The 19888-nt window shown below is 64.8% G+C and carries 21 protein-coding genes and 1 tRNA gene; 15 read left to right on the top strand and 7 right to left on the bottom strand.

Translation table 11 applies throughout. The annotated features are described in order from the left end of the window. The first annotated feature begins 36 nt into the window (after window positions 1–36). Together BSG09_RS02920 and BSG09_RS02915 are read left to right on the top strand one after the other, a co-directional pair. The gene (locus tag BSG09_RS02920; RefSeq protein ID WP_092929905.1) at window positions 37–1341 is read left to right on the top strand and encodes a molybdopterin molybdotransferase MoeA; all 1305 of its coding nucleotides are present in this window, start codon (window positions 37–39) and stop codon (window positions 1339–1341) included. A gap of 74 nt (window positions 1342–1415) precedes the next feature. Beyond that, complete coding sequence (locus BSG09_RS02915) at window positions 1416–1766, top strand: nuclear transport factor 2 family protein (RefSeq protein ID WP_092929903.1); 351 nt, start codon at window positions 1416–1418, stop codon at window positions 1764–1766. Window positions 1767–1848: 82 nt separating this feature from the next. Here the strand turns inward: BSG09_RS02915 and BSG09_RS02910 are convergent, their stop codons facing one another. Next, complete coding sequence (locus tag BSG09_RS02910) at window positions 1849–2976, bottom strand: serine hydrolase domain-containing protein (protein ID WP_092929901.1); 1128 nt, start codon at window positions 2974–2976, stop codon at window positions 1849–1851. Between the two features lie 54 nt (window positions 2977–3030). Then, window positions 3031–4509 carry an MATE family efflux transporter gene (locus BSG09_RS02905; protein ID WP_092929899.1) on the bottom strand — a complete coding sequence of 493 codons (1479 nt, stop codon included), beginning with the start codon at window positions 4507–4509 and terminating at the stop codon, window positions 3031–3033. Window positions 4510–4698: 189 nt separating this feature from the next. On the opposite strand from BSG09_RS02905, the gene BSG09_RS02900 reads away from it, so the two are divergent. Next, entirely contained in the window at window positions 4699–6549 is a 1851-nt protein-coding gene (locus BSG09_RS02900; protein ID WP_092929897.1) for a molybdopterin biosynthesis protein, read from the top strand. Between the two features lie 68 nt (window positions 6550–6617). Here the strand turns inward: BSG09_RS02900 and BSG09_RS02895 are convergent, their stop codons facing one another. Continuing rightward, window positions 6618–6797: a hypothetical protein gene (locus BSG09_RS02895; protein ID WP_092929895.1), complete on the bottom strand. Its 180-nt coding sequence runs from the start codon at window positions 6795–6797 to the stop codon at window positions 6618–6620. 119 nt (window positions 6798–6916) lie between these two features. Between BSG09_RS02895 and BSG09_RS02890 the strand changes: the two genes are divergently transcribed. Together BSG09_RS02890 and BSG09_RS02885 are read left to right on the top strand one after the other, a co-directional pair. Then, window positions 6917–7885: an ABC transporter substrate-binding protein gene (locus BSG09_RS02890; protein ID WP_092929893.1), complete on the top strand. Its 969-nt coding sequence runs from the start codon at window positions 6917–6919 to the stop codon at window positions 7883–7885. Further along, window positions 7882–8319, top strand: coding sequence for a desampylase (locus tag BSG09_RS02885; protein ID WP_092929891.1), 438 nt, complete (start codon window positions 7882–7884; stop codon window positions 8317–8319). Before BSG09_RS02890 ends, BSG09_RS02885 begins: the two co-directional genes overlap by 4 nt. Before the next feature lie 6 nt (window positions 8320–8325). Here BSG09_RS02885 and BSG09_RS02880 read toward each other — a convergent pair whose 3' ends face one another. Next, window positions 8326–8766, bottom strand: coding sequence for a hypothetical protein (locus BSG09_RS02880; protein WP_092929889.1), 441 nt, complete (start codon window positions 8764–8766; stop codon window positions 8326–8328). Between the two features lie 77 nt (window positions 8767–8843). Continuing rightward, complete coding sequence (locus tag BSG09_RS02875) at window positions 8844–10400, bottom strand: sulfatase-like hydrolase/transferase (protein ID WP_092929887.1); 1557 nt, start codon at window positions 10398–10400, stop codon at window positions 8844–8846. A gap of 122 nt (window positions 10401–10522) precedes the next feature. Between BSG09_RS02875 and BSG09_RS02870 the strand changes: the two genes are divergently transcribed. After that, window positions 10523–10726 (top strand): hypothetical protein, encoded by a 204-nt coding sequence (locus BSG09_RS02870; RefSeq protein WP_092929885.1) that lies wholly within the window; start codon window positions 10523–10525, stop codon window positions 10724–10726. A gap of 248 nt (window positions 10727–10974) precedes the next feature. Then, window positions 10975–12123: a citrate synthase gene (citZ, locus tag BSG09_RS02865; RefSeq protein ID WP_092929883.1), complete on the top strand. Its 1149-nt coding sequence runs from the start codon at window positions 10975–10977 to the stop codon at window positions 12121–12123. A gap of 154 nt (window positions 12124–12277) precedes the next feature. On the opposite strand, the gene BSG09_RS02860 is transcribed toward citZ, so the two are convergent. Continuing rightward, window positions 12278–12616, bottom strand: coding sequence for a hypothetical protein (locus BSG09_RS02860; RefSeq protein ID WP_092929881.1), 339 nt, complete (start codon window positions 12614–12616; stop codon window positions 12278–12280). Continuing rightward, the gene (locus BSG09_RS02855) at window positions 12613–13686 is read right to left on the bottom strand and encodes a DUF7490 domain-containing protein (RefSeq protein WP_092929879.1); all 1074 of its coding nucleotides are present in this window, start codon (window positions 13684–13686) and stop codon (window positions 12613–12615) included. Before BSG09_RS02855 ends, BSG09_RS02860 begins: the two co-directional genes overlap by 4 nt. Window positions 13687–13800: 114 nt before the next feature. Between BSG09_RS02855 and BSG09_RS02850 the strand changes: the two genes are divergently transcribed. The 8 genes from BSG09_RS02850 to BSG09_RS02815 all read left to right on the top strand — a co-directional run bounded on the left by BSG09_RS02850 (window position 13801) and on the right by BSG09_RS02815 (window position 19879). Further along, entirely contained in the window at window positions 13801–14214 is a 414-nt protein-coding gene (locus tag BSG09_RS02850) for a gamma-glutamylcyclotransferase family protein (RefSeq protein ID WP_092929877.1), read from the top strand. Between the two features lie 252 nt (window positions 14215–14466). Then, window positions 14467–15678, top strand: coding sequence for a threonine ammonia-lyase (gene ilvA / locus BSG09_RS02845; RefSeq protein ID WP_092929875.1), 1212 nt, complete (start codon window positions 14467–14469; stop codon window positions 15676–15678). 53 nt (window positions 15679–15731) lie between these two features. Next, a complete protein-coding gene (locus tag BSG09_RS02840; protein ID WP_092929873.1) occupies window positions 15732–16112 on the top strand; it encodes a Rid family detoxifying hydrolase in 381 nt (126 codons plus the stop codon). Between the two features lie 15 nt (window positions 16113–16127). Then, the gene (locus BSG09_RS02835) at window positions 16128–16373 is read left to right on the top strand and encodes a hypothetical protein (protein ID WP_092929871.1); all 246 of its coding nucleotides are present in this window, start codon (window positions 16128–16130) and stop codon (window positions 16371–16373) included. 47 nt (window positions 16374–16420) lie between these two features. Further along, window positions 16421–16501 (top strand) — tRNA-Ser (locus BSG09_RS02830). A gap of 416 nt (window positions 16502–16917) precedes the next feature. Further along, a complete protein-coding gene (locus BSG09_RS02825) occupies window positions 16918–17631 on the top strand; it encodes an SOS response-associated peptidase (RefSeq protein ID WP_092929869.1) in 714 nt (237 codons plus the stop codon). A 95-nt stretch (window positions 17632–17726) separates the two neighbouring features. Beyond that, complete coding sequence (locus BSG09_RS02820) at window positions 17727–18245, top strand: gluconate 2-dehydrogenase subunit 3 family protein (RefSeq protein WP_092929868.1); 519 nt, start codon at window positions 17727–17729, stop codon at window positions 18243–18245. Beyond that, a complete protein-coding gene (locus BSG09_RS02815) occupies window positions 18242–19879 on the top strand; it encodes a GMC family oxidoreductase (RefSeq protein WP_092929866.1) in 1638 nt (545 codons plus the stop codon). Before BSG09_RS02820 ends, BSG09_RS02815 begins: the two co-directional genes overlap by 4 nt. The last annotated feature ends 9 nt before the right edge of the window (window positions 19880–19888 follow it).

Below are 19888 nucleotides of genomic sequence, written 5' to 3'. Positions count from 1 at the left end.
CCCATGCTTTTGGCGTCCGGCGACTCGAGTCACCGTATGGAAGGAGCGGACCGCGAGCGCACGGAAGCCGGGTTCAAGGTGCGGACGCCGGTCGCCGAGGCGCGCCGGATTCTCAGAGAGGCTGTCGCAGATCGTGGGGACGCCGACGTCCCCTGTGGGACCGAGACCGTCGATGTCGCGCGTGCTGACGGCCGCGTGCTTGCCGCACCCGTTACAGCCGCCCGAAACGTCCCCCATTATCGACGGGCGGCCATGGACGGCTACGCCGTCCGGGCCGCGGACACCTTCGGGGCCAGCGGGCGCTCCCCGGAGGTGTTAGAACTGACCGAGCCCGACGCAGTCGACGAGGACCACGCTACTGCCGACCGCATCGACCCGGGGACGGCCGCGCGGGTCCACACCGGCAGCGCCCTCCCCGAGGGGGCCAACGCCGTCGTCATGATCGAACGCGTCACCGAACGCGAATCGATCGGCGACCTCGAGGTCGAAGACGCCGTCGCGGAGGGCGAAAACGTCGCGCCGATCGGCGAGGACATCGAGGAAGGGCAACAGCTCTACGAGGCGGGCCATCGGCTCCGACCGTCGGATCTGGGCCTGTTGCGATCGGCGGGCTATGGGCAAGTTGCGGTCGCACAGCAACCGACGGTCGGCGTGATCCCGACCGGCGAGGAACTGGTCGAGGCCGATCCCGACCCCGGTGAAGTCGTCGAAACCAACGGGCTCACGGTGTCGCGGCTGGCCCAGCGCTGGGGCGCTCGCGCCACGTACCGCGACGTGGTCACCGACGATCCCGAGTCGCTGCGCGTGGCAATCCAGCGCGATCTGACGAAGGACGTGGTCGTCACGACTGGGGGCTCTTCGGTCGGTAAGCGGGACTTGCTGCCGGAGGTGATCGACGACCTGGGTGAGGTGCTGGTCCACGGCGTCGGGCTCAAACCCGGCCATCCGGTCTGTCTGGGAATCGTCGAGGACACGCCCGTACTCGCATTGCCCGGCTATCCAGTCGCCTGCATCATCAACGCCGTTCAGTTTCTGCGGCCGACGTTGCGCTGGCTCGAGGGCACAGAACCCGATCCCCACCCGACGACACAGGCCCGACTCGAGCGCAAGATCCCGAGCGAGCCTGGCACGCGGACGTTCGCGCGGGTGCGCCTCGAGACCCGCGACGAGGACGTCCCCCGCGACGAACCCGCGTACACGGCGATCCCGACCCGGGCGAGCGGGTCAGGCGTGCTCTCGAGCGTCGCGCTGGCGGATGGCTGGGTGGTCGTCGACGATGATCGTGAGGGGATCCCAGCCGGCGAGACGGTTGCCGTCGAGAACTGGGAAGCCAATCCGTAACACCCTCGAGAGGGAGTCGTTCTTCCACAACCTTGATATCGACATGTGTTGCCAACCCACATTGAGGGATCCGAATGACAACGACTGATGACGTACTCGACCACCACCTGACGGCATTCGGCGAGCAAGACCTCGAGGCCGTTATGGAGGACTACACCGACGAGTCGGTGATCGTGACGAACATGGGGACGTTCCACGGCCTCGAGGAGATCGAGGGGCTCTTCGAGGACCTCTTCGCGGAGTTCGATCACGAGGAGGCCACGATCGACATGCAACAAGAGACCGTCGAGGATGAGTTCGCCTACATCGTCTGGGAAGCCGAAACTCCCGAGAACGTTTACGAGTTCGCCACGGACACGTTCTACGTTCCCGAGGAGACGATCCTGTTCCAGACTTTTGCCGGGCATCTCTCGCCGAAGGCCTGAGACGGTCTGCTGGACCGACGGTCCGGCGTCTCTACACGACGGGTCGCGAGTGTGCTGAACGTGATCGACAGGAGTCGGATACTTACCGCAGCGCAAGCCGAACGGCGTCGGCCAGCGCGTTCACGCGGGCAAGGTGTTCGTACGACCCGTCGCGGACCCCGTTCGTGATGTACGCGAAGCCAACGTTTTCTTCGGGGTCGGCCCAGCCGACGCTGCTCCCAAGGCCGGCGTGGCCAAAGACGTGCTCGGGCGAGAGCGAGCCGTAGGGTGCGATCGTCGTCCCCCCTTTCCAGAAGCCAAGCGCAAACCGCGCCTCGCGGTCGAGCGTCCCGTCGGACTCCGTCTCGGCCTCGAGACGCGTCATCCGCTCGACGGTCTCGGGCTTGAGGAGACGGGCCCCCTCGAGTTCACCGCCGTTTGCCAGACAGGCATAAAAGCGGGCCATGTCGCGGGCGGTGCCGATCCCGTTGGCCGCGGGGACTACCGCGCGGTGGACCGTCTCGGCGTTGAACGGGGCCGCGACCGCGGCGTTGTCGCCGAGTCCCTCACCGGGGTCCCGACAGCGGTCGAACGGCTCGAAGCCGACGACCGTCGCCACGTCGTCGTCCTCGGCTTCCCGGAGGCCGATGCCCGTCTGTGCCATATCGAGCGGCCCGAAGACGCGGTCGGCGGCAGCGCGTTCGATCGGCGTCCCGGAGACGCGGCGGACGAGTTCGCCAACCAGCCAGCCGAAGGTCAGCGCGTGATAGGCCGGCACCTCGCCCGGCGGCGAGAGCGGGTCCTGGTCCTCGAGCGTCTCGATGACGGTGTCCCAGTCACTCCAGACGGTCGGCCGATCGTCGATCGTGCTCTTTTGCAGTCCTGCGGTGTGGCTGAGCACCTGTCGGACGGTGATAGCGGCCTTGTCGGTGCCCTCCTCGGCGAACTCGGGCCAGTGGTCGACGACGCGGTCGTCGTACGCGAGCGCACCCTCCTCGACGAGCGAGTGCAGCGTCACCGCGGCGTAGGGTTTCGTACACGAGAACAGTACGTGACGCGTCTCGTGGGTCTCCCTGTCGCCGTCGGGTCCCGTTGTGCCACCAGCGAGGTCGATGACGAGATCGCCGTCGACGAAGACAGCCAGCTGTGCCCCATGATGGAGGCCGACCTCGAGGTGGCGATCGAAGAGGGCGGCGATGCGCTCGCGGTCGGATCCGGCAAGCCGTGACATACCATGTGAAACCAGCAGCGGGATTGTAATCGTTCCGCCCGAGACAGCTATCAGTTAGTCGCCTGCCGACGAGTCGGGCCGATACGCCCGGCTGATTGTCTTCCAGTGGCCGGTCGTAAACCGATAGTACGTGACCGCGGCGGGGACGAACGTCTCGAGGATCAACGCGGCATACAGCGCACCGATGCCCAGCGGCGTCACGGCCTCGAGGAACGGAACCGGAATCGAGACGGCACCGACCAGAGCGACGGGAAGCGCGAAGCCATACAGCCCGAGTACCTGCCCGTAGAACGGCCAGCGGGTGTCACCGCTGGCACGAAGCGGCCCTGTCGCGCCGCCGCTTATACCGCGGAAGACGACGCTGACGCAGGCGACGGCGATAAACGTGCTCACGAGCGGCAGGATCGACTGATCGCTTACGAACAGACGCCCGATCCAGTCGGCGAAGCCGAACACGAGCGCCGCGCTGACGACGTAGACGCCGGTGCCAAACCAGAGCACCTCGCGACCGTAGGCGTCGGCGTCCCCTTCGTCACCGGTGCCTAACTCCTGACCAACCAGACTGCTCGAAGCCAGTGAAAAGCCCCAGCCGGGCGTGTCCATCAGATCCCGGACGCGCCGGGCGACGACGTAGGCGGCGAGGACGTTCGGCCCGAAGAGCGCGACGATCGCGAGCATCGGGAACTGGGCGGCCCGCCGTGCGACGTTGGTGAACACCAGCGGCATCCCGATGGTGAGCACGTCGCGGATCTCGTCGCCCGTCACGGACGGCCACGCGATACTGACCGTCACGGGGAACGCACCGAGCAGCGGCAGCCGGCCGACCGTGAAACCGATGCTGAACGCCGTCAGGACGAGCGCGTTCGCGACGACGGTGCCGATCGCCGCGCCGACGACGCCGAACTCGAGGACGAAGAGCAACACCGCATTGAGTGCCACGTTGACGACTGCGCCGCCCGCTCGAAGGACCATGGGCGTCCACGCGTCGTCGGCACCGACGAGCGTCCGGCTGCCGATGAGATTCAGCCCCGCCAGCGGGACGCCGACGGCGACGACCCGGAGGTAGTCCGCCCCGAAGGTGATCGCGGCGGCGTCGTCGCCGACGAGTGCGATCAGTCGCTCAGCACCCACCCCGTAAACGGCAGCGAGCGGCAGTAAGATCAGGGCAACGATGACGCCGCTCGTCGTCACCGCCCGCGAGAGGCCCGCAGCGGTCCCACCGCTGTATCGCTGGGAGACCAGACTAATGGTCGCGCCGGCGACCCCACCGCCAACCGCAAAGGCAAGCCCCCAGTAGGGGGTCGCCAGCCCGACGCCGGCGATCGCCGCCGGCCCGAGCGCGATCCCGACCATCGCGACATCCGCCGCGGATTTGGACATTCGCGCGATTCCCGTGACGATGCGGGGCCAGGCGAGGTCGGTCGTCCGCTCGGCGCGTCGCACGTCGATCACGCCGACCCGTGCGAGCAGGTAGCCGACCGCGAGCAGCAGCCACCGGACGGGGTTTGGAACGTCGCTCGAGCGAAAAGCCACGACGGATCGTTCGTGACCAGACGCTAAAACCCTTCATATGTCGCCCTGTTTCGGGACAAACTACCATTTGACGCGAGTATTATAACACGAACGTATATCGACGATGACGAAAGCCCCGAGGGGCTGCCAGATCGTGTCGAACCGGCGCATTCGACCGACGTTTTTAGCCTCGGCACCCGAAAGGCCGTTATGAACCGCAAGGAATTTCGCGATCTCGCCACGCCCGCGGAGGCACGCGAGGCGATCGACTCGCTGGCGCTCGAGGCTGGCATCGAACGCGTCCCGCTCGCGGAGGCGCGGGGCCGGGTGCTGGTGGCGCGACTCGACGCCGAACTCGACGTTCCGGGGTTCGACCGGGCGAGCCTCGACGGCTACGCCCTCCGAGCACGGGATACGTTCGGTGCTGACGAGGCCGATCCCGCCCGGCTCGCGGTCGTCGGCGAGGTTCACGCCGGCGAAGAGCCGGACGTCGCGCTCGAGGAGGGCCAGGCGGCCGAAATCTCGACCGGCGCAGTGATGCCCGACGGTGCCGACGCGATGGTCCCGGTCGAGCGCACAGACATGGATCAGGAGGGTGATGATGTGCTGGTCCGTACCGCGGTCGCTCCCGGCGACAACGTCATGTTCGCCGGCGCGGACGTCGCCGCAGGCGAGCGCGCACTCGGTCCCGGCACGCAGATCACGCCTCGAGATATCGGCCTGCTGTCGGCGCTCGGGGTCGGCGAGGTACCAGTCCGGGCCAAGCCGCGCGTCGGCATCGTCTCGACCGGCGACGAACTCGTACGGCCGGGTGAGGACCTCGCGAGCGAGCGCGGGGAAATCTACGACGTCAACAGCTACACGATCGCTGCGGGCGTCGAAGACGCGGGCGGCGAGGCCGTCCTCTATCCCCACGCTGGCGACGAGCAGGACGAGATGGAGCGGATTCTCCGCGAGGCTGCCGACGAGTGTGATCTCGTCCTCTCCTCGGGGTCGACCAGCGCGAGCGCGGTCGACGTCATCTACCGCGTCATCGAAGAGCAAGGCGAGTTGCTGCTCCACGGGGTGAGCGTCAAGCCGGGCAAGCCGATGCTGATCGGCCGGCTAGATAACTCTGCTTACGTCGGTCTCCCGGGCTATCCCGTCTCCGCGATGATGGTCTTTCGCACTTTCGTCGCGCCGGCGATCAGTGAGGCCGCCGGACTCCCCGAACCCGCGTCGGCGACCGTTACCGGCCGGCTGGCCCGACAGGAACGCTACGAGGAGGGCCGTCATCGGCTCATGCCCGTTGGCTTAGTCACCGACGGCGATGGTGAGACGCTCGTCTACCCCGTCGACAAGGGCAGCGGCGCGACGACCAGCCTCGCCGACGCCGACGGCGTCGTCGAAGTCGGCCCCGAAACCGACTACCTCGAAGCAGGCGAACCCGTCACCGCCACGCTGTTCTCACCGGACGTCCGGCCGCCGACTCTCTTCGCCGTCGGGGAGGACGACCCGACCGTGTCGCGGCTGCTCGACGGTCTCGAAAATCCACGCTACCTTTCGGTCGGTACCCGGCCGGGCCTACGACGACTCCGGGAGGGCGTTCCCGACGTGGCCGTGGTCGCAGGCCCGCTCGAGGCCGACGTCGAGACCACCGAACTCGACCGCTGGGAGCGCGAGTGGGGATTGGTCGTCCGTCCCGGTAATCCCGACGAGATCGAGGGGCTGGCCGATCTGGTCGATCGCGACCTGCAATTCGTCAATCGGACGACCGACTCGGGGCTGCGCTCGAGTCTGGACGCCGCGGTAGCTGCCCTCGCGGATGACCGGGGGACGACCAGACGCGAGCTGACCGACGCGATCGACGGCTACGACCTCGGGCTGCGTGCCCACGAGAGTCCCGCACGGAAAGTCATCGCGGGCGATGCTGACGCGGGCCTTGGCCTCCGCGAGACTGCCGACCGACTCGATCTCGGCTTCGTCCCCGTCGGCGAGCAACCGGTGTGCGTGCTGGCAAACCCCGATCGGACGGCAAAGGATGGGGTTCGGGAACTCGAGGCGGCGCTCACGGACGTGTAGTGTCGGCCGCAGTCGGACACCACGTTACGGTGGCGCTCAACACGCAACGCCGATCGACTACCACGTTCCTACTCCTCGGTATCGCCGGTTCGCATCGCCTCCTGCCACGACGAGGCGTCGAAAAACGACTGCAGCGCCATCAACACGCCGACGTACGTTCCGAACGCGACGACGACGACCGGAACGATGATCGCGAGCACCAGTCCGCCGATGGGGTTCGCACCGAGCAGCTGTAAGAGGACTGCCATACCCTTCCCAGGGCGGACGGCGATGATATATCTGTTCGAACGTGTCCGCGTTCGCGAGCGCCCGCGAGGCCAGCGAGCCGACGGGGCTGCTTTTGGTTTCTCGCTCCCTACGAAAGGCCATGCAAATCATCACGACGCTCCCGTCGGCGACCGAGATGGTGGCTGCACTGGGACGCGAGCCGGTCGGCGTCTCCCACGAGTGTGACTACCCACCGAGTGCGGCGGAAGCCCCCACCGTTACCCGCTCGAGAATCGATGTCGACGAGTCGGCCTCGAGCGCTGAGATCGACCGCCAGGTCCTCGAGATCGCCGAGACCGAGGATGGCGTCTACGAGATCGACGTCGAGACGCTCGACGATCTCGAGCCGGACGTGATCGTCACGCAGGGAATGTGTGATGTCTGTGCGGTCGACGAGACCGTCGTCGCCGACGCCGTCGACCGGATTTCGGCCGATCCCGAGGTCGTACCGACCGATCCACACAGCGTTGGCGACGTCCTCGACGACATCGAGCGGATCGGTCGCGCGGTCGACCGCGAAGCGCGCGCTCGCGAAGTCCGCGCCGACCTCGAGTCTCGCATCGACGCCATCCGCGATCGAACTGCCGACATCGACGCGTCTGACCGCCCGCGCGTGGCGATCTTCGACTGGACCGACCCCGCGATGATCGCGGGCCACTGGACGGCCGAACTTGTCGACTGGGCCGGCGGGACGTACGGGCTGGCTGACGTCGGCGAGCGCTCACGACCGCGCGAGTGGGAAGAAATTCGTGACTACGATCCCGAAATCGTGATCGTCGCACCCTGTGGCTTCGGCCTCGCACAGATCGCACGCAACAGCGCAGATCTCACCGAGCGCGACGGGTGGGACGACCTCACGGCAGTCAAAGAGGGGCGCGTCTGGGCGATGGACGGCGACCACTATCTCAATCGACCCGGCCCGCGGCTGGTGGACACGCTCGAGGCGCTCGCGGCGATCGTCCAGCCTGACCGATTCGACGGCCCTGATTCGAATATCGCGGTTCCGTTCGACGAGCTTGCAGGGCTCGAGTCGGTTTCGGACACCGCGGCTACTGGTTCGAGTTCGTGATCGTCCTGCCGACCGCTATCCGCGAGGCAATCTTTGAGCGCGCTCGCGAGGGCAGCCCCGAAGAGATCTGTGGCGTCCTCGGCGGCACGTACGAGCCCGACGGGACGAGTCGCGTCCACTCGCAGTACCCCGCCGACAACGTCGCCGAGAACCCACGAACGCGCTACGAGATCGACCCCGAACAGCAGTTGGCGATCTTCGACCGCCTCGAGGCTCGCGGCGAGGAAATCGTCGGCTTCTATCACTCCCATCCCCGCGGCCCGGCCCGGCCGAGCGATACCGACGCTGCGCTGGCGACGTGGCCCGACCGGTCGTATCTGATCGGTTCGCTCGAGCCCCACGAGATCGGCTCGTGGCGCTGGCGGGCACGCGTCGATCGTGACGGCGCAGATGCTGACGGCCGATTCGAGCGCGAACGGCTCGTCGTCGACTGATCCTGCTCAGTTGTCCGTGTCGGCCTCGAGTTCGTCGGCCTTGTTCCGCGCCTCAGCGGCTTGCTCGCGGAACTCTTCGATCCGCTGGCTGAGCTTCTTTCCGGCGATGTATTTGAACTCGTCGGGCATCATTCCATACTCGATGTCGAGCGTGATCATCGTATCACAGCCCTCGACGATCTCGGGAGCCCAGCTTCCCTGCGCCAGCTTCGACTCGTCCGTGACGACCGCTTCGCCGTCCTCGACATCGATGAAGGCGCTGACAATGTTCCAGATGTTCGGATTGCTCGAGCTGACCTCGTCGAACAGCCCCTCGAGTCGCGACCCCTTGAGCTCCCCGTCGCGGAGCTCTTCGAGGAGCTCCTCGAGGGCGTCGGCCAGTTCCTCGTGTTCGGCGGCTTCCTCGCGAAGCTCGGCCGGTGACTCGTCTGCACTGTGCTCGGTCATCGGCGATCCCCCACCACGTTGCTGTCCGCGATCATAAACGAGGGTACCCGCTTCGAGATTGTAAACGTACGCTTCCGTTACGACGCGTCCTCGAGCGCGCCTGTCACCCACATACGGTTCGGATCTTCTGTTCTGTCCATCCATTTAATAAGCCGTTGCCGCATCTTCCGTCGCTCAGCATCGTATTCGGGATCATCGATCAAATTCTGTAATTCGGCGGGGTCGGCCTCGAGATCGTACAGTTCATCGATGTCGGGACCGTTGTATACGTACTTGTACTGGTCTGTGCGGACCATCCGCTGGCTGTAGAGGCCGAACTCGTCGCCGTGGTACTGGCCGAAGATCGATCGGGGCCAGTAGCCCGATTTCCCGTACCTCCCGTTGGTTATATCAATTTCTGTAGGGTCTTCTCGCTCGGGATCGAGAAACGGCACAAGACTCTGGGAATCGAACGTATCTGGGATGTCGACACCACAAATTTCGAGGAACGTCGCCGCGAGATCGTGTAAGTAAACCGGGGACTCACAGGATGATTTCTTCTTGAAGTCTGGCCCACTGATCTGAAGCGGAATCCGGTAGGTGTCGTCGTACATTATCGGACCTTTGTTGAACTGGCGGTGATGCCCAACGAAGTCACCGTGATCCGCCGCGTGAACGACGACAGTCTCGTTGTCGAGACCGTGTTCCTCTAGAGCCTCAAGGATACGCCAGAGCTGGTCATTGATCAGCGTGACGAACTCCCGGTACTTCGCTATTACCTCGGCCCAAGTTTCCCAGTCGAAGTCGGCCACACCGCGGTAAGCGAGGTAATTCTTCTGTACATTCGGTTTCCCCTCGTACGTCTCGTCGTAACTCGGGGGTCGATTGATCTTTTCAGGTTTGTACATCGACGAATATGGTTTGGGATCGGGACGGGGGACAGTATCGGGATCGGGTTTCGCATCGGGAACGACGTATGGGTGGTGTGGCCCGTAAAAGTCAGTCCGGTGGAAGAACGGCGTGTATCGACTTCCATTGGCGTATTCTTTGATCCTCTCGATGGTCCGTTGGGCGATAAACCAGGCCCGGGTATCCTCGACATCGATCGGTGCCGTGGCGGCGACGAGCGTCCCCTCGCTGGCGTCCCGTGGATCCTCACCGGTGTAGATTTGATCCTCGAGGTAGGGTTCGCCGAGGGGGACGCCGCGCTCTTTCCGGTACTCACGGAACGCCGCATCAAGATCGTCGTGATGTTTGTCACTGCCACCGAGATACGAAAATCCGAAGTCCTCCGGCGTCTGGTCGCGGCCCACGTGCCATTTCCCGATGTAACTGAGATTGTAGCCGTTATTGGCAAGTTCCTCCGAAAACGTCGGTAGGTCGGTCGGCAGGTTCGGCTGGAGCGCGTCCGGCTCGTGGCAGTTGTTCAGCATGCCGTGACGGTGTGGGAACCGCCCGGTCAGCAGCGACGCGCGGGCACTCGAGCAGATGCTGATCGGTGTAAACGCCTGCTCGAAGCGGACGCCCCTGTCAGAGAGCCAGTCGCTTCCCGGCGTTTCGACCTGTGGATCGCCGGGTGCGCTAACGTCGTATCGCTCCTGGTCAGTCAGGACGAGCAAGATGTTCGGGCGGCTGTTCGCGTCAGCGTCGGCCATCACGCATCGTACACCGACCCTGTAGTTAATGGTGTAACCTGAACGTGGCCGCTCGACAGGGATCATAAGACGCCGCCGTATGAACCCAACCGTTGATTTATCCACCGTTCGATGGGGAAAACGTGCCGAGCGCGTACTGTGGTGAGTGTGAGTGGCAGTATCGGACCAAGGGGGACGACGCGGTTGCACTGAGCCGCGCGATGATCGACCATTTCGTCGAGACGGGCCATTCGCCGGTCGAGCGGTGTGACGCTGGAGACCGCTCTTCGACCGACGACCTCCTCGAGCCAACGGATCGGACAGCGACGCGCACACGCGATTGCTGACTGCTCGTCTCCTGGGGTCGCTGAACGAACTCGGGTCGTAGCCATCGCTGGGTGAATCTCACAGGATGTGACCGATTGTCAACCAGTGCCGGTCAACAGCGTCGCATAACTGACTGTTTGTCCACTACAATTCGGAAACGCACTTTACTCTCGAGTGAAAAGGTAATGCCAGCCAGCGATTTGGCGTGCTATCATCCGACACCGACCAAACGATAATACTTTTCCATTAGGGTCCGAAATCCCTGAGTATGTCTGACGACCTCAAGAAAGGGCTCGAGGGTGTGTTAGTCGCTGAATCGGGACTCAGCTCGATCGACGGCGATGCGGGCCGGCTGATCTATCGCGGCTACACGATCGAGGACCTCGCGCGCGGCGCGAGCTACGAGGAAGTTCTGTACTTGCTCTGGAACGGTCACCTCCCGACCGAAGACGAACTCGAGCCGTTTGCAGACGCGCTCATGGAAGAACGCGAGGTCAGTGAGGACGTCCTCGCGACGATGGAACGGCTCGCCGCGGCCGACGAACAGCCGATGGCGGCGCTGCGAACTGCAGTCTCGATGTTCTCGGCCACTGAACCCGAAACAGACGCCGACCCAGACGACCTCGAGGCGACGCTCCGGAAGGGTCGTCGGATCACGGCCAAGATCCCGACCGCGCTCGCGGCCTTCGAGCGCTACCGACTCGGCGAGGAGCCGGTCGATCCCCACCCCGACCTCGGGCTCGCGGCGAACTTCCTCTACATGCTGACCGGCGAGATGCCCGACGACATCGCCGCCGAGACGTTCGATCAGGCGCTCATCCTCCACGCCGACCACGGCCTGAACGCCTCGACGTTTACGTCGATGGTTATCGGCTCGACGATGGCCGACATCTACAGCGCCGTCACCGGCGGCATCAGCGCCCTCTCCGGTCCGCTCCACGGCGGTGCGAACCAGGACGTCATGGAGGTCTTGATCGAGATCGACGAGAGCGACTTAGACCACCGCGAGTGGGTCGAGCAAGCCACTGAAGAAGGGCGGCGCATCCCCGGCTTCGGCCACCGCGTCTACAACGTCAAAGACCCCCGCGCGAAGATCCTCCAAGAGCGCAGCGAGGAACTCGCCAACAACGGCGAAAGCAAGTGGTACAAGTACACCACCACCATCGAACAGTACCTCTCCGAGGAAAAGGGGCTCACCGAGAAGGGCATCGCCCCCAACGTCGACTTCTACTCGGGCTCGGTCTACTACCAGCTCGGCATCCCGATCGACATGTACACGCCCATCTTCGCGATGAGCCGCGCCGGCGGCTGGATCGCCCACGTCCTCGAGTACCAGGAGGACAACCGTCTCATCCGTCCGCGCGCCCGCTACACCGGCCCGGAGGACCAGGAGTTCGTTCCGATCGAGGAACGGTAACGCCGTTTCAGTCGCGTTTTCTGTCTTCAGTTTCCGTCTGTCACACCGATCGAGAGCGACGCGTTGGTGATCGCGGGCCCGCGTGACTGTGAGCGCCGCCGCTCGTTACAAACGACACGAACGGCAGAACGGTTTGATTCCCGCTCGCAGCCGGTCACTTCAGCTCGCGAACGAGCAGCGAGATGCCGATCAGTGACGTCAGGAGGACGGCGAGGTTGAACGCGGCGCGGATCGGCGGCTGGAACTTGGGATCGACCCAGAGCTCGATGGTGCTGGTAACGCTCCCGTAGAACTGAAACAGGGCGAACACGGCCACCAGCGAGCAGACGGCGAGTGCGCCCCAGGCGAGATAGCGGTGGATCTCGTTGGAGCGTGGATCGAATCCGCTGATGGCGTTCGATTTGGCTGCCGTCTGAGCGCCATCGCGCTGGTGTGGCTGTTGCTCGGTCGGCTGGTCAGTGTCGGTCGTCGGCTGTGTCGATGTATCAGTCATTGGAACCTCCGTGCAAGCGCGATCGTGGCGAGGACTGCAACAGCGGTGACGGCGATCCCGAATCCAGGTGTTCCGTCCCCACTCGACTCAGCACTCGCGTCCGCACGTTCGGCATCGCTGTCAGTTTCGGTGCTGCTGTCGGCTGCCGCGCTATAATCGTCGGAACTGCTGGCAAAGTCACTTACTTCGAGTCCGGTTTCACTGGCTGTTTCGTTGACGGACAGCGACCCGGAGCCGAGGTTGGCAGCGGCGCGGTTCGTCCGGACGATCGTCCCGTCCCGCCAGAGGATCGCATCGAGGTAGTAGTCGTGCCCCTCTGGGACATCGAGCGCAACGGTCGGTGACGCGGTTTTCCCGGGCTCGATCGTCGACAGCTCGACGGTCGCGGAGTCTGCGATGACGTTCGACGCTGCCTGGCGGGCGTTCACTTCGAGCTCGAGGTCACGTTCGGCGACGTCGCCGGTATTGGTGAGATAGCTGCTGACCTCCAGCGTGGCCGTCTTGGCGGTCGTCGAGTCGATCGAGTAGCCGATCGCGGGGATGTCCGCGGGGCTCCCGCCAGCGTCGCCGCCGAAGCGGTGGAACTCGACGTCAGTGGCAGCGTACGCGGGCGTCAGCGCGTCGACGCCGTCGACAGTATGGCTGGTCGAATCGGTACGAGTGCCGTTTCGATAGACGAACGTCTCGATCTCGTAGCTGCTCTTGCGGGGGACCGACACCGTATCCGTGACAACGACTTCGGAGCCGTCGGCCAGCGTCTCGACGTCCCGTTCGGTGGTGTTCTCGACGAGACCGGTCTTGGTGTCGGTCGCGCGATGGACGACGGTGACGTTCGTGACGGGATCGCCACGGTGCTCGAGGTACGTATCGACGGCCAGGGTGGCGGTGCCGCCGGTGACCTCGTCGGCGCTGATCGTGATTTCGGCCAGCGACACGTGGCCGGTGTGCTCGACATCAGCGGCCGTCTCGGGCTCGCTGGGATCGGACACCGCTCCAGTGAGCGCCAGGGTCGTGACCGCCCCGGTCACGACCACGAGTGTCGCAATGGCCAGGAGGGACTCGCGATTCATATCATCGTGCGCACACCACTTGTATAAGTGCTTTGTGTAGTCACGATAGAATGACTGTTCGCGTGCCGAGACTGGAGCAGTACGAGCAAGGCGCTGGCGCTGAAACGGACCACCGTGTTCGTCTTCGTCTACGGAACGCTGACCGATCCCGAGCAAGTCGCGACCGTCCTCGGTGACAGCAGCCAGTACGAGTTCGCCGGCCGCGCAACCCTCGAGGGGTGTCATCGGGTCGACGGCCGATATCCGACGCTCGCACCTGGAGGCAGCGTCGACGGACGGCTGCTCGCGGTCGACGACGCGGGCCTCGAGCGCCTCGACCGATACGAAGGCGTCGACAGCGGACTTTACGTGCGCGTCGCGGTGGCAGCCGGAAGCGGTGTGGAAGACGCGGACGATCGCTGCTGGGTGTACGTCGGCGACCCTGAGCGACTCGACGTCGACGTGACGTGGCCGGGGGATGGCCCGTTTCGCGACCGCGTCCGACGCGTCGTTTCATGGCGGGTCGTCGTGGTCCGGGAGATCGAATGACGTCTGTCTGTCCTTCGTCTGACGTCTGCTCTAACCCGCCGCTTGCTTGCGGTTTCACTTTCGCCGCGGGTGCATGAGATTTATATACTCTGGGTCCCCTTCTCCATTCGCACGTCACACGCCGTGCATTCCCTGTATTCCCTGTCGTGCTACGTGCCGTAGCACATTCCTGTTGGGGGACGACGGTGGGCCCGGAACGGCTCCCCGCTCTCCGACAGTAATCCTTACACCCCACGCCGAGTAGACAGGTGTATGCTCGAACTCGCGGATATTCTCGAGGCGCGCGAGCGGGTCCGGGAGACCTCCCGGCAGACGCCCCTCGAGCATTCACACACCTATTCGGCGATGACTGGAGCCGAGATCTATCTCAAACTGGAGAACTTCCAGCGAACGGGGGCGTTCAAGATCCGTGGGGCGACAAACCGGATCGCGACACTCTCCGAGGAACAAAAGGAAGCCGGTGTCGTCACCGCGAGCGCTGGCAACCACGCACAGGGAGTCGCGCTTGCGGCCACGCGATCGGGCGTCGACTCGAAGATCGTCATGCCCGAGTACGCGCCGATCTCGAAGGTCAAAGCGACCAAAAGCTACGGTGCCGAGGTCGTTCTCGCGGGCCGGGACTACAACGAAGCCGCCGAACGCGCCCACGAGATCGAACGCGAGGAGGGCCGAACCTACGTCCACGCCTTCGACGACGAGTACGTAATGGCCGGACAGGGGACGATCGGCCTCGAGATTGTCGAGGACTGCCCCGACGTCGAGACGGTCGTCGTCCCGATCGGCGGCGGCGGGCTCATCAGCGGCATCGCGACCGCGGTCAAAGAACAGAAACCGGACACACGTGTCATCGGGGTACAGGCCGAAGGTGCCTCGAGCGCAGCGCCCTCACTTGAAAAGGGCGAACGCGTCTCGATCGACGGGGTCGATACGATCGCCGACGGGATCGCGACCCGCAGCATCGGCGAGCAGACCTTCCCTCACATTCAGGAGTACGTCGACGAGGTCGTCACCGTCTCCGATTCCGAGATCGCCGTCGCGCTGGTCTACTTGCTCGAGCGCTCGAAGACCCTCGTCGAGGGTGCAGGCGCGGTTCCGCTTGCGGCCGTCCTCTTCGAGGCGTTCGACTACGATGAGGACGAGATCATCGTCCCCGCACTGTGCGGTGGGAACATCGACCTCAACACGCTCACGAACGTCATCGTCCGCGGGCTGGTCGAGACCGGCCGGTATCTGAAGATCCGGACCGTCCTGAAGGATCGACCGGGCGCGCTCGAGGACCTGCTGGACATCTTCACTGCCCATCGGGCGAACATCTACGCGATCCACCACGACCGGACCTCCCGCGAGGTCGAGATGAGCGACACCGAAGTCGAGATCGAACTCGAGATGCGCGGTCCCGACCACGTCGACGCGTTCCTCGCCGACCTCCGTGAGGCGGGCTACAAAGTCGACGTGCTGGCCTGAGTGCGGTCCCCGTTCCACTCCGTTTTAAGCCAACGCCGGCCGAGACGTGGGATATGAAACGCATCATCGAAACCGACGAGGCCCCCGCTGCGGTCGGTGCGTACAGTCAAGCGACCAGCAACGACTCGCTCGTATTCACCGCCGGACAGATCCCCTTGACGCCCGACGGGGAGTTGCTCGACGACGAGCCGATCGCGGTCCAGACCGAACAGGCGCTTGCCAATCTCGACGCAGTCCTCGCGGAGGCAGGTGCGTCGGCCGACGATGTCCTCAAGGCTACTGTCTTCCTCGCGGATATCGACGACTTCGAGGCGATGAACGAGGCCTATGCCGACTACTTCGACGACGAGCCGCCGGCCAGAAGCGCCGTCGAAGCCGGTGCGCTCCCGAAGGGCGTCGGTATCGAAATCGAAGCGATCGCGAGCCTCGAGTGAGGCGGTGACGAATCCGTGACCGGCTCGCTTTCAGCGCTATTCGGACTCGAGGCACGCACCACGTCGGCCCTGCTGTGGGGCATTATCGGCTGCCTGTCGGTGCTGGTCGGCGTCCAGGGGTATACGCTGCTTGTCGCCCCGATCGTGACGATCACGCAGGCGTTGGTGCTCGCGTTGCTGGTCGGCTGTACCGTCGCTGGTGGGGCCTATGTGCTCGAGCCACGGCTTGCTGTGTGGGCGGCCAACCGCACGACGGAGTGATCGCATCTCGTAAGGGTTAAACCACGGACGTGGTTAGGATAACCTGAGCCAGGATGGCCGAACGGTAAGGCGCACGCCTGGAAAGCGTGTTCCCTTTGGGATTCTGGGTTCAAATCCCAGTCCTGGCGTTTTTCGAATTCAACGCTTACGAGCGACGCGTCGCTGGAGTTACAATCTGTCATTGGTACGACACAGTGTCGACGCCGAGAGTGTGACGAGTGAGACAAACGGGTAGGGGTACGCGAAGGAGGCGCTGGATTACTGCTCGAGTTCCACGGGGGAATCGGTCGCAATCCAGCAGTGGGGGTCATCCGGATCTCTGAGTTTCAGAGTACCGCTTTGACACACCACCATCTCGTATCGGTCGTCCATGATGACCCCGACGACAACTCTACTGTGATGGGATATCGTAACAGGGTCCGTACCAGCCCCATCCCTGGCGGTAAGGACTGCATACCGACCGCGTCCGGGCCGATATCGGCCCTCCCCGTCTCGAGTCGGCTCGAGCGGATGACCTTTGCCCTCACGGCCCAAGTGGACGGATATGTGTGGTCGCTATACGCTCGTCGTCGCGCAAGACGAACTCGAGGCGCGGTTCGATGCCCGGTTCCGCGAGGACGGGGCCGCGTCGAGTTTCAGCCCGCGATATAACATGGCACCCGGACAGCAGCTACCGGTGATCACGAACGAGCAGCCGGAGACGATTCGACGCCTCGAGTGGGGGCTGGTGCCGTCGTGGGCCGACGACGACAGCGGCGGGCTGATCAACGCGCGGGCCGAGTCGGTCGCTGAGAAGCCGAGTTTCCGGGGTGCCTACGAGCAACGCCGGTGTCTCGTTCCTGCGGACGGCTTCTATGAGTGGGTCGACACTGCGGAGGGGAAACAGCCCTATCGGGTCAGCTTCGACGACGACCGGGTGTTCGCGATGGCTGGCCTCTGGGAACGCTGGGAGCCGGAGACAACCCAGGCCGGCCTCGACGCCTTCGGTGGCGGCGTCGCCGACGGGACCGATACCGGCCCTCTCGAGACGTTTACCATCGTCACCACGGAGCCGAACGACCTCGTCGCGGACCTTCATCATCGGATGGCGGTGATTCTCGAGCCTGATACCGAGCGGCGGTGGTTGACAGGTGAAGCCGGCCACGACGTCCTCGAGCCGCTTCCGGCCGACGGGATGTGTGCGGAGCCGGTCTCGACGGCAGTGAACGATCCGGCAACTGACGAGCCGTCGCTGATCGAGCCAGTCGAGACAGTCTGACCGACGCCGTCGCGGTTCGTGACGGGACGCGTTCCGTCGGCAACGACCGTTCCGTTCCAACGAATATATGGTTTAGGCTTACCTAATCCTCTCCAATGAAGCTGACCAGGCGAGACGCGGTTGCCGCGCTGGCTGCACTCGGCGTCGGTGGGACGCTGTCGGGCTGTGTGGCCCCGCCCGGATCCGAGCCGGTCGACGTCGATCGGCTCCGTGAGACGCTGGTCGCAGCCGCTGACGTCGTCTACCCGAGCGAGGTCTCCGGCACGGCGACGTTCGTCGAGACGTTCCTCGAGGGCCGACTCGAGGACCCGACACACGTCGCCGGTCTGGATGAGGCGGTCACGGAGCTGGATGACAACGCGACGTTCTGGTACGACGAGCCGTTTGTGGCGCTGTCGGTGACTGATCGCGAGCAGGTCCTTCGGAATCTCGATGTGGACACCGCCGATGAGGACCCAACCGGAACGGCAAGCGAACGGGTCCGCTACTATGTCGTCAACGATCTCTTGCTGGCGCTGTATGCCTCGCCGACGGGTGGGGAATTGGTCGGCATCGAGAATCCGCAGGGACACCCCGGCGGGCTCGCGAGCTATCAGCGGGGGCCGAGCGCGTGAGTTGGGATCGACCACCCGCCGAGTCGGCGGTGCCGGCGACTGAGACGGACGCTGACCGCACTCCCGTCGGGGACGCCGACATCTGCGTGATCGGCGCGGGACCAGCCGGCGGGCTCGTCGCTGATCGCCTCGCTGAGGCCGGCCACGAGGTCGTAATTCTCGAGGCTGGACCGCGGTTCGACTCGGCCGACAGGCTCGCCAGACAGGAGCGGGCGATCCGCCCCGCCTACGATCGGCCGGATGTCTGGAACGGCGACCCAGAGCGCGATGCTTACGGGTCTTCGGGGGAGCGGTTCTACCCGCTGAACCACGCTCGCGCGAGAGGTGTCGGCGGCTCGACGCTCCACTGGCAGGGGATGGTGATGCGGCTCCACGAGGCTGACTTCAATTCGGCCAGCGTCCGGGGCGTCGGGACCGACTGGCCGATCGACTATCAGGACCTGCGGCCGTACTACGCCGTCGCGGAGCGCGAACTCGGCGTGGCGGGAGCCGACGACAACCCGTTCGCACCGCCCCGCGAGGAGCCCCATCCGATGCCTGCCTTTCGGCCGTCCTACAGCGACTCGCTGTTCGCCGAGGCCTGCGACGACCTCGAGATCGCGATGCACTCAGTGCCCAACGCCCGCAACTCGGAGGCTTACGACGGTCGCAACGCCTGTGTCGGCTACGGCACCTGCCAGCCGGTCTGTCCCTCGGGTGCGAAGTACGACGCGACTGTCCACGTCAAGCGCGCTGAGCGAAAGGGTGCGACGGTGATCGACCGCGCACCGGTCCAGCGCCTCGAGCACGGCCCCGATGCGATCGAGGCGGCCGTCTACGCGACACCTGACGGCAAGAAACACCGACAGGAAGCCGACGCCTTCGTGATCGCCTGTGGCGGCGTCGAGACGCCGCGTCTGCTGTTGCTTTCCGAGTCGAGTCACTATCCCGACGGGCTGGCTAACTCGAGCGGCCTCGTCGGTAACTTCTTTATGGATCACCTGTTTGCCGGCACGGGCGGCGTCCTCGACGAGCCCACTCGGCAGAATCACGTCGGCTTTCTCACGAGCGAGTCCCACCAGTTCTACGACGAGGCCGATGCGGAGTACGCCCCGTTCAAACTCGAGTTTTTCAACTACGCTGGCCCGTCCCCGGTGGGGATGGCGCTGACCGGCGACGACTGGGGTGACGACTTACTCACGCGGCTCCGGTCGGAGTACGGCACTCACATCGGGATGGGTGGCCTCGTCGAACAACTCCCCCGCGAGGACAGCTCCGTCGGGCTCGACGCGTCGACGACCGACGATCACGGCAATCCGGTTCCGGACGTCCACTGGAACGTCGACGATAGAGCGCTGCGAACTATCGAGCGCGTCAACGAGATTCAGGAACGGATCCTCGACGAACTCGGTGCCGAGATCACCTGGCAGGTCGGCCCCGAGAACACGGGACCGGCCTACCACCACATGGGGACGACTCGAATGGGTTCGGGCCCCGCCGCAAGCGTCGTCGGGCCCGACCTCCGGACCCACGACCTCGAGAACTGCTGGATCGCCTCGAGTAGCGTCTTCCCCACCGGCGGCGCGATGAATCCGACGCTGACGATCGCGGCGCTGGCGCTGAAAGCCGCAGATCACATACTCGAGGGACTGTAACTGCCGACC

Source organism: Natrinema hispanicum (genome assembly GCF_900111485.1).
Taxonomy (GTDB): Archaea; Halobacteriota; Halobacteria; order Halobacteriales; family Natrialbaceae; genus Natrinema; species Natrinema hispanicum_A.
Note: the sequence above shows the minus strand (reverse complement) of the source record. Positions and strands in the feature narration are given on the sequence as shown.

What these genes read in the sequence shown, in the direction of transcription:
- BSG09_RS02920 (WP_092929905.1), top strand. Translation starts at nt 37, where the DNA reads ATGGAAGGAGCGGACCGCGAGCGCACGGAAGCCGGGTTCAAGGTGCGG.
- BSG09_RS02915 (WP_092929903.1), top strand. Translation starts at nt 1,416, where the DNA reads ATGACAACGACTGATGACGTACTCGACCACCACCTGACGGCATTCGGC.
- BSG09_RS02910 (WP_092929901.1), bottom strand. Translation starts at nt 2,976, where the DNA reads ATGTCACGGCTTGCCGGATCCGACCGCGAGCGCATCGCCGCCCTCTTC.
- BSG09_RS02900 (WP_092929897.1), top strand. Translation starts at nt 4,699, where the DNA reads ATGAACCGCAAGGAATTTCGCGATCTCGCCACGCCCGCGGAGGCACGC.
- BSG09_RS02895 (WP_092929895.1), bottom strand. Translation starts at nt 6,797, where the DNA reads ATGGCAGTCCTCTTACAGCTGCTCGGTGCGAACCCCATCGGCGGACTG.
- BSG09_RS02890 (WP_092929893.1), top strand. Translation starts at nt 6,917, where the DNA reads ATGCAAATCATCACGACGCTCCCGTCGGCGACCGAGATGGTGGCTGCA.
- BSG09_RS02880 (WP_092929889.1), bottom strand. Translation starts at nt 8,766, where the DNA reads ATGACCGAGCACAGTGCAGACGAGTCACCGGCCGAGCTTCGCGAGGAA.
- BSG09_RS02875 (WP_092929887.1), bottom strand. Translation starts at nt 10,400, where the DNA reads ATGGCCGACGCTGACGCGAACAGCCGCCCGAACATCTTGCTCGTCCTG.
- citZ (WP_092929883.1), top strand. Translation starts at nt 10,975, where the DNA reads ATGTCTGACGACCTCAAGAAAGGGCTCGAGGGTGTGTTAGTCGCTGAA.
- BSG09_RS02860 (WP_092929881.1), bottom strand. Translation starts at nt 12,616, where the DNA reads ATGACTGATACATCGACACAGCCGACGACCGACACTGACCAGCCGACC.
- BSG09_RS02855 (WP_092929879.1), bottom strand. Translation starts at nt 13,686, where the DNA reads ATGAATCGCGAGTCCCTCCTGGCCATTGCGACACTCGTGGTCGTGACC.
- ilvA (WP_092929875.1), top strand. Translation starts at nt 14,467, where the DNA reads ATGCTCGAACTCGCGGATATTCTCGAGGCGCGCGAGCGGGTCCGGGAG.
- BSG09_RS02840 (WP_092929873.1), top strand. Translation starts at nt 15,732, where the DNA reads ATGAAACGCATCATCGAAACCGACGAGGCCCCCGCTGCGGTCGGTGCG.
- BSG09_RS02825 (WP_092929869.1), top strand. Translation starts at nt 16,918, where the DNA reads ATGTGTGGTCGCTATACGCTCGTCGTCGCGCAAGACGAACTCGAGGCG.
- BSG09_RS02820 (WP_092929868.1), top strand. Translation starts at nt 17,727, where the DNA reads ATGAAGCTGACCAGGCGAGACGCGGTTGCCGCGCTGGCTGCACTCGGC.